The following is a 7,859-nucleotide window of genomic DNA, read 5'->3' on the forward strand; positions in this document are numbered from 1 at the left end:
TCTGCGGCCTCGACTGCGGCCTCCAGGTCGGCGCGGCTACTGACGTCACAGTCGACGAACGTCGCGCGTCCGCCCTCCGCCTCGACGAGTTCGTGGGTGGGGGTCCCACCCTGACGGGGTTCTTCTTGCACGTCGGCGACGACGACGTCTGCGCCCGCAGCAGCGAACGTCCGACAGATTTCTCGTCCGTTTCCGCTTGCACCGCCCGTAACGACGGCGACTGCACCACTCAGTTGTGCCATACTGTTAGGTGCGACTTCCGGTACCGAAGGTAGCGGGGTTTCCAGAGGAACCTCCAGCCGTCGAGTCTCCGACCGTTATCTCTCTACGTCGTCCATCGCGTCGACGAGCGCAGTCAGCAGTTTTCGCTCGCCGCGGCGGATATTCTTCGAGACAGCGGTCGTCGAGACGTCGAACTCGGCCGCGAGGTCGGTCACAGTCGCACCACGTGGAGTCTCGTAGTGGCCTGCTCCCATCGCACGCTGAATCGTTCTCCGCTCGGTGTCGGTCAACCCCCGAACGGCGTCCAGGACGCTCTTGGCCGTGTCCACGTTGTTGATGACGTCGAAGTAGTCTTCGAACGAGATGGTCGCTTGCGACTCCACAGTGAAGTCGTTGTGCCGGTCGAGTTCGGAGAGTGCGTCGCCGACTACCTCGTTGCGGTCGAACCCAATGTGCCAGCGCTCGCTGCCGTCGCTCGCTTCGAACGCCCCGGTGAGGTACCCACCGTTCTCACGAATTGCTCGCATCGCACTCGTCTGACCGACAGCGTTCTTGATGATTGCTTGGTCACCACGACGCGAGAGTAACCGATAGTCTGTGTGATTGTGGTGCTCTCTGAGGGCACTGAGCCCTTCGTCGAGGGCGTCTACACTCTCGCCTTTGACTAATACACGCGATTCGAACTGTTGTCGCGCTGTATTGTAGTCCCAGTGGAGCCCAGTGAACGACACGTCGTGGTCGACTGTGGTGTCGATGTATGGACAGTCGTATTGCACCATATCGACCATTAACGATTCCATGGGGTGAGCTATCATTATTCATGATAGATAAGTGCTTTCATTGCAAGACTCCAGAACCCCGCTGGCACGTTCAGTTCCTCGCTGTCGACCACCTGTCTTCTCGCACCATCCATCGACCCAACCATCGACCCAACGTCTCACGTAGCGAAGTGGCTCGGAGATATCACTGGGCTACAGCGCCGGTTGCGTCCTGTCGTTCACATGTGAACCGCCCCACTTTCCGTGTAATCTTGTCATGGTATACCCATGCACAAGGAGCTACTTGCGACAGAATTCCTCGACAGAGCGAGGAGGTACTACGGCGAGATGGAAGCGGTGGTAGCGACCACAGGAGAGCGATTCACGTACGACGAACTCGGCGACAGGGTGGACCGACTCGCCGTCGCGTTACAGGCACGGGGCATCGAGAAAGGTGACCGCGTCGCCGTCATCGACCCCAACACGCACTACCACCTCGAATCGGCGTACGCGACGATTCAACTCGGTGCGATTCACACGCCACTGAACTACCGTCTGACACCGAGCGAACTCGACTACATCGCGAACGACTGCGGCGCGAAAGCCATCGTCGCCGACTACGAGTACGCCGAGAAGATAGAGGCCATCCGCGACGACGTTCCAGCGGAGATATTCATCACCAACGACGCCGAGGCAGTCGACGGCGACTGGGAAGACTTCGATTCGGTCGTCTCGGACGCCGACCCGAACGCGTACACTCGTCCCGAGATGGACGAAGACGACATCGCGGCTATCAACTACACCTCGGGGACGACGGGTGACCCGAAGGGCGTCGTGATGACCCACCGGGCCGAGGCCATCCACACCTATCTCTCCGCGGCCCACCAGGAGATGCGCGACGACGACGTGTACCTCTGGACGCTCCCGATGTTCCACGCGAACGGATGGGGCCACATCTTCTCTATCACCGGCATGGGCGCGACGCACGTCTGTACCCGCGGTATCGACGCCGGCGACATCTTCCAGACGGTGGTCGACGAGGACGTGTCGTACATGTGCTGCGCGCCGACGGTGATGAACATGCTCATCGACTACTATCGAGAACACGAACCGCAGACGCTCGGCGACAACCCACTCCGAATCGCGTCGGGTGGGGCGGCCCCGCCGGAAGCGACGATGCGGACGCTCGAAAACGAGTTCGGATGGCACTTCAAACAGATGTACGGACTCACCGAGACAGGACCACTCATCGTCTCGTCGGACTTCCGTCGGTTCTACGACGAAGACAGCGACTCGCGCTTCGCCGTCAAGAAGAAGACCGGAATCGGGTTCATGGGCTGTGAGGTGCGGGTCGTCGACGAGGACGGTGAGTTCGTTCCCCACGACGGCCAGTCTATCGGCGAAGTCGTCGTCCGCGGGAACATGATTCTCGAAGAGTATTGGAACAAGCCCGAAGAGACGCACGAGGCGTTCAACGACCGGCGCGAGGGCTGGTTCCACACGGGTGACCTCGCGACAGTCGACGAACAGGGCTTCTTGACGATTCAAGACCGTAAGAAGGACATCATCATCTCCGGTGGGGAGAACATCTCCAGCCTCGAACTCGAAGACGTGCTCCACGACCACCCGGCCGTCTCGGAAGTCGCTATCGTCCCGATACCGAGCGACAAGTGGGGTGAGTCGCCGAAGGCGTACGTCCTCCCCACGAACGGCGATTCACAGGACCCGGGCGTCACCGCCGACGAACTGGAGTCGTTCATGCGCGAATCGCTCGCGGGCTACAAGGTGGTCAAAGAAGTCGAGTTCGTCGAGACACTGCCGACGACTGCGACCGGCAAAGTCCAGAAGTACGAACTCCGAAAGCGCGAGTGGGACGCAGAAGACCGGATGGTCGGCGAGGGATAACCGTCCTACGGCGCGTCTGTGTTGCACCTGCGTTCACCGAACGTCACTCGTTGGTGCCTGCTTCCTCACCGACCGGAATCCGATACTCCTCTGCGTCTGCTTTGATGACGTCTCGCGACGCCAGAGGGTCACGTTCGACTGGTCGTCGGGTGTGACTTACTTGCGCACTCGGCCTTCAGGTACAAGAGGCTCGGCGTCTAACCCCGCCTGTGTCCACTCCGAGCGACGACGACTTCCAGACGCCACCGCCGACTGCCCCAATCGACGATACGCCGACCGTCTCCTGTTCTCGCTGTGGGAACGAGTGGGACCTCGCGTACGAACTCGACGAGTTACAACTCGGCAACCAATCTGTCGAGCAGTTCGCCCTCGACCACCACCGACACACCGGCCACTTCCCGGACGACGTGACGCCGTGGGTCGTGAGTTGTCGCCGCTGTCCCGACGGTGAGCAGTTCCTGTCCGAAGGGCCGGCGCGTCGGTGGGCGCGAACCCACGCCAGACACACCCGACACGACGTGGCCATCGAACACGCGGACGAACAGCACATCGTCTCTGCAGAGTAACCCGCACCCGCTCTTTCCGAGTGCAAAAGCGCCCGCCGTCCCTGTCGCTACGCGCCCTGCTCTCGACACCTCAGCACAGCTATTTGTCTTCAGAGAATCGCGACCGCTGAGCTACTGCCCGACGCCTCTCACACCGGGGCGTTCGCCGACGTCGGGTGTCGTTCGGGTCTTCGCGAGGACCGACTGGTCGAGGTCCAGTCGCATCTTCGTGTCCGTACTCTCGGACTCCACAACCTCGAAGCCGAGTCCGAGATAGACGTGAATCGCGCGACGGTTCTCCTTGGCGACGTGGAGAATCAGTGCATCGAGGCCCGCGGCGGCGGCGTCGGCGATGACGTGCCGACAGAGTTCGGTCCCGATGCCGCGGTTGTGGCTGTCTTGATGGACGAACACGGCGAGTTCGGGTTCGGGCCCTTCTCGTGGCACGTAGGTGATGTGGCCGACGATTCGGTCGCCGTCGACGGCGACGAAGTTGCGCCCGTGGTCGACGAGACCGGTAAGCCAGTCGGCGATGTAGACGTCACCAACTGGTGGCAGGCCCATCGACCGATGTTCCCGCGCGTAATCGCGGTACATCTCGTTGAGCGCGTCCCAGTCGCGCTCCTCGTACGGACGGATGACGAGGCCCTCACCGAACTTGTCGACGAAGCGTGGACAACGGGGTGGACAGTAGGGTGTTCCCGTGCAGTTGCTCGGGTCCCAGAAGGTGTCGCCTTCGTTTCCCTCGCCTGCAGTGACGTCCATACGAAACGATACGCGGGCGACCCACTTGACACTGTCCGGCCGTTCTCGGGAGTCGGTCGTTCTGTCCGCCCTCGCATCGGTCAGTCGTGGAACTTATGCTCACGCTCCGCCGCGATTCGCTCGTGCCTATCGACTCAGCCGACTCCCCGCCCGACGCCCCGGATGCCGATAGGCGACTCGAAGACGCGTTAGAACGCGTCGCGCACGGGGCCGTCGTCTCTGTTCCCTCCATCGTCCTCGAACGCGGGTTACGACTCGCGTTCACGGCCGTCTTGACGAACAGTTTCGCCGCCAGCACGTACGGCCTGTTCGCTCTGGCACGACGACTCCAGCGGTACCTCGCACACGTCACGCTCGGCTTTCGGAACGGGTTGAGTCGGTTTCTCCCGACGACCGACGTCGACGCCGACCGAGACGTCATCGCCACGTTCGCCAGTCTCCTGTTGCTCGCCGTCGCGACGCTCTTCGGCGGTGCGCTGTATCTCGCGACGCCGGCGATTGCGGATATCGCAGCCGAAGGACCACTGTTCGAACACCTCTTGCGCGTGTTCGCCGTCGGCTTGCCGGCGAGTGTCTGGTTGTTCACCGTCACGGAGATGCTCCGCGCGTTCGAGGAAGTCGGCCCGCTGAACCTGACGCTCCGACTCGGGTTCCCACTCGCCCAACTCGCCGTCGGACTCGCCGGCGCGTTCGTGTTTCGTGACGTGGTCGTCGTCGCCGCCGGTGTCTGGGTCGCGATGGGACTCGTCGGTATCGTCGCTATCTGGTGGTTGAGCCGGTCACGTGGACTCAGTCCGCGACTTCGGACGCCGAACACCGCGCGACTCTGCCGCCGGTACGTCGACTTTTCGACGCCGATGTTCTTCGGCGGTATCGCCATCACCACGCAGCGTCTCGGATTCTATCCGCTCATCGCCGTCTACCTCTCGGGGACTGCCAGTGGCGTGTTTGCCGTCGGCGTCCTCCTCGGCGAGTTGGTCCGCCTTCCACTCCTCGGCATCAATCAGTTCATTCCGCCCGTCGCCGCGGCCCTCTACGAAGAGGGCCACCACACGGCGCTTCGCCGACTGTACCACGTGACGAGCAGACTCGTCCTCGTGGGTGCAACGGCTCTCACGGTTCCCGTCGTCGTCTATCGCCACTCCATCATGGCAATCTTCGGCCCGACGTTCGTGACGTACGCACCCTTGCTTCCTGGGTTCATCCTCGCCCAGTACGTCGCGTCCGCCGCTGGTAGCGTCGGCATCCTGCTGATGATGACGGACAACCAGCGCGCACTCCTCGTGGTCAACACGGCGATTACCGTCGTGCTCGCACTCGTCGCGATTCCACTCACCGCCACCTTCGGCTTGCCCGGACTCGTCGCCAGTTACCTCCTCATGTTGACGCTGAACAACGGGTTCGAGGTTCTCGTCCTGTACTACCTCGAAGGCTTACAACCGGTGACGCGAGGGCACGCGAAACCCCTCGTCGCTGCGATTCCGCTGGCACTCGTCGCCCTCGGGTCGAAGGCTCTCTTCACGGGGTACGTCGCTGTTGCCGTCGGAACTATCGCAGGACTCGCCGCGTACGCCGTTGCGATTCGGTTGCTGGGGACCGCCCCCGTCGAACGCCAGTTGGTCGCCACACTCGTCAGTCGCTACCGAGACGCTGCTGGGCGCTGACGCCGCCTCGGGCCGCTATCGGGCGGTTCGTAGTTTTCGGCCTTCAGGAACGCGCATTTTGGGTACCGCCGATTCCCAGTTCCATGGATTCGAAAATCGGTCTGGCTTTATATTCATCTCCGGTGCCACGTCTCACATGTGAGGTGAAGGACGATGGCTGCAACCGGACAAATCGAGATGCTGGGGAACCGCCTCGAGTTCGACTACGCCGAAGGGGCAACCGGCTACGTGCTGGTGCTCACCCGCCTCATCACAGGGTACTGGTTCCTCCACGCGGGGGTCGGAAAGTACCTTGCTGCTGAGCCGTTCAACGCGGCTGGGTGGCTGGTGAACGCCACCGGCGGTGCGCCGGGACCGGTCCACGCCTTCCTGGTCTGGGCGGGCCAGACCCCGTGGATGCTCGAGTTCACGAACTTCATGATTCCGCTCGGTGAGACGCTCATCGGCTTCGCACTCATCGTCGGAGCGGGCGTCCGCCTCGCCGCCTTCGGGGGAGCGTTCCTCATGACGTTCTTCTACCTCGGCAACGCGGCGTGGGGTCACGGCTACGTCAACGGTGACCTCTTCGGCCTCATGATGTTCGTCATCGTCGGCACCCTCGCCGCGGGACGCATCCTCGGCCTCGACGCCTACATCGAGAAGATGGAGTTCGTGCAGCAGCGACCCAAGCTCAAGTACCTCCTCGGCTGAGGAGGGACATCGTTCGGCGGGGGTGACCGCCGACTCGACGATTCCTTTTCTCTGTACCCGTAGATACGACGGACGGCGTCACTCGGAAGATGGGACGACACGCAGGAGTCGGTCGTCACCCCGTTTCGGGTACGACTCTCCGTCGACGTTCGTCCGTCCGTCTCGATTACTCGTCGCAACGAGGAGCGACCCGTCAGGAGCCTGAACTACGTCTCGTATCCGACCCAGTTCGTCTTCGAAAATCGTGTGCGAAACGGCGTCGTACTGGTCGTCCATCCACGGTGCATCGAAGACAGTACCGCGGTCTGCACCGGGAAGGGTGGTGCCAGTAGGGACGAGCGTGACCACGTTGAGTCGCTGCGACCGCAAGCCGCCGATGACGAGTCGGTTTTTCAGCCCGGTGGTCGTCCCGGTGTAGAACGTACAGCCTGGGGGTGCCCACGTCTCGTCTCCTGTGTTGACGAGTGGACGGTCGAACGACGAGTCGGTGTATCCATCCTCTCCTCGTTCGGCTGGGTCCAAGGTCCCCCAGCCGTAATCGCCGCCTGCGACGAGACGGTTGACCTCGTCGGCACCGCCTGGCCCGTGTTCGGTGACGAGTGGCGTCCCGTCTGGAAGCCACGTGATTCCCTGTGGGTTTCGGTGGCCAATGGTGTAGAGTCCCGGCTTTGCGTCGGGGCCGAAATCGGGGTTGTCACTCGGTGCAGACCCGTCTGGTTCGAGTCGAAGCACAGACCCAGTGCGTGTCGTCACGTCGGCAGCAGTGGTCTCGTCTGCTGCATCACCGATCGTAACCCAGAGGTAGTTCGATGGGCCGAACGCGATTCGGCTTCCATTGTGGACGTTCGCCCCGGGGATTTCGTCGAGAAGGATGGTCTCGGTCTCAGCAGGTGTGTCTGCGGAGACATCGAAACACGAGAGACGGTTTCGTTTCCCATCGTCTGTGGCGTAGGTGTAAAATGCGTACACGACTGGGACGTCTGGATAGTTCGGATGGACTGCGATGCCCATCAACCCTCCTTCGCTCCCCGCTGCCCACCACCCCCCTTCGTCTCCGACACCGACGGGGTTGGCATCGACGACATCTGCCGTCTCGAACGCCCGATTCAGTTCGTCGTTACGATACTGGAGTATCCGACCGGGCCGTTCAGAGATGAACAGGTCCCCGTTCGGTGCGAACGTGACGTCCCACGGAATTTCGAGCTGTTCGATGACGGGTTCGACGTCGAACGACGACGGTGGTGCACGCGCTGGTACGTTCCACGACGTTTCAGAAGCGGGGGTCGGATGTTCGACCGTGAGGTCGTACT

General features: G+C 62.2%; 8 protein-coding genes. 4 read left to right on the forward strand and 4 right to left on the reverse strand.

The annotated features are described in order from the left end of the window. Together AUR66_RS01640 and AUR66_RS01645 are read right to left on the reverse strand one after the other, a co-directional pair. On the reverse strand, positions 1 to 242 hold a 242-nt coding region (locus AUR66_RS01640), incomplete at its 3' end, for an SDR family NAD(P)-dependent oxidoreductase (RefSeq protein ID WP_157532961.1). 75 nt (positions 243 to 317) lie between these two features. Continuing rightward, entirely contained in the window at positions 318 to 1,022 is a 705-nt protein-coding gene (locus AUR66_RS01645; protein ID WP_058570784.1) for a helix-turn-helix domain-containing protein, read from the reverse strand. Between the two features lie 246 nt (positions 1,023 to 1,268). On the opposite strand from AUR66_RS01645, the gene AUR66_RS01650 reads away from it, so the two are divergent. Both AUR66_RS01650 and AUR66_RS01655 read left to right on the forward strand, forming a co-directional pair. After that, positions 1,269 to 2,885, forward strand: coding sequence for a long-chain-fatty-acid--CoA ligase (locus AUR66_RS01650; protein ID WP_058570785.1), 1,617 nt, complete (start codon positions 1,269 to 1,271; stop codon positions 2,883 to 2,885). 209 nt (positions 2,886 to 3,094) lie between these two features. Next, complete coding sequence (locus AUR66_RS01655; protein ID WP_058570786.1) at positions 3,095 to 3,451, forward strand: hypothetical protein; 357 nt, start codon at positions 3,095 to 3,097, stop codon at positions 3,449 to 3,451. Positions 3,452 to 3,562: 111 nt separating this feature from the next. Here the strand turns inward: AUR66_RS01655 and AUR66_RS01660 are convergent, their stop codons facing one another. Then, complete coding sequence (locus AUR66_RS01660) at positions 3,563 to 4,195, reverse strand: GNAT family N-acetyltransferase (RefSeq protein ID WP_058570787.1); 633 nt, start codon at positions 4,193 to 4,195, stop codon at positions 3,563 to 3,565. An 86-nt stretch (positions 4,196 to 4,281) separates the two neighbouring features. On the opposite strand from AUR66_RS01660, the gene AUR66_RS01665 reads away from it, so the two are divergent. Both AUR66_RS01665 and AUR66_RS01670 read left to right on the forward strand, forming a co-directional pair. After that, positions 4,282 to 5,859, forward strand: coding sequence for a lipopolysaccharide biosynthesis protein (locus tag AUR66_RS01665; RefSeq protein ID WP_157532962.1), 1,578 nt, complete (start codon positions 4,282 to 4,284; stop codon positions 5,857 to 5,859). Between the two features lie 153 nt (positions 5,860 to 6,012). Next, positions 6,013 to 6,549, forward strand: coding sequence for a DoxX family membrane protein (locus tag AUR66_RS01670; RefSeq protein WP_058570789.1), 537 nt, complete (start codon positions 6,013 to 6,015; stop codon positions 6,547 to 6,549). 78 nt (positions 6,550 to 6,627) lie between these two features. On the opposite strand, the gene AUR66_RS01675 is transcribed toward AUR66_RS01670, so the two are convergent. After that, on the reverse strand, positions 6,628 to 7,859 hold a 1,232-nt coding region (locus AUR66_RS01675; protein WP_058570790.1), incomplete at its 5' end, for a PQQ-dependent sugar dehydrogenase.

The organism is Haloferax profundi (assembly GCF_001469865.1).
Lineage (GTDB): Archaea > Halobacteriota > Halobacteria > Halobacteriales > Haloferacaceae > Haloferax > Haloferax profundi.

What these genes read in the sequence shown, in the direction of transcription:
- AUR66_RS01645 (WP_058570784.1), bottom strand. Translation starts at nt 1,022, where the DNA reads ATGGAATCGTTAATGGTCGATATGGTGCAATACGACTGTCCATACATC.
- AUR66_RS01670 (WP_058570789.1), top strand. Translation starts at nt 6,013, where the DNA reads ATGGCTGCAACCGGACAAATCGAGATGCTGGGGAACCGCCTCGAGTTC.
- AUR66_RS01660 (WP_058570787.1), bottom strand. Translation starts at nt 4,195, where the DNA reads ATGGACGTCACTGCAGGCGAGGGAAACGAAGGCGACACCTTCTGGGAC.
- AUR66_RS01650 (WP_058570785.1), top strand. Translation starts at nt 1,269, where the DNA reads ATGCACAAGGAGCTACTTGCGACAGAATTCCTCGACAGAGCGAGGAGG.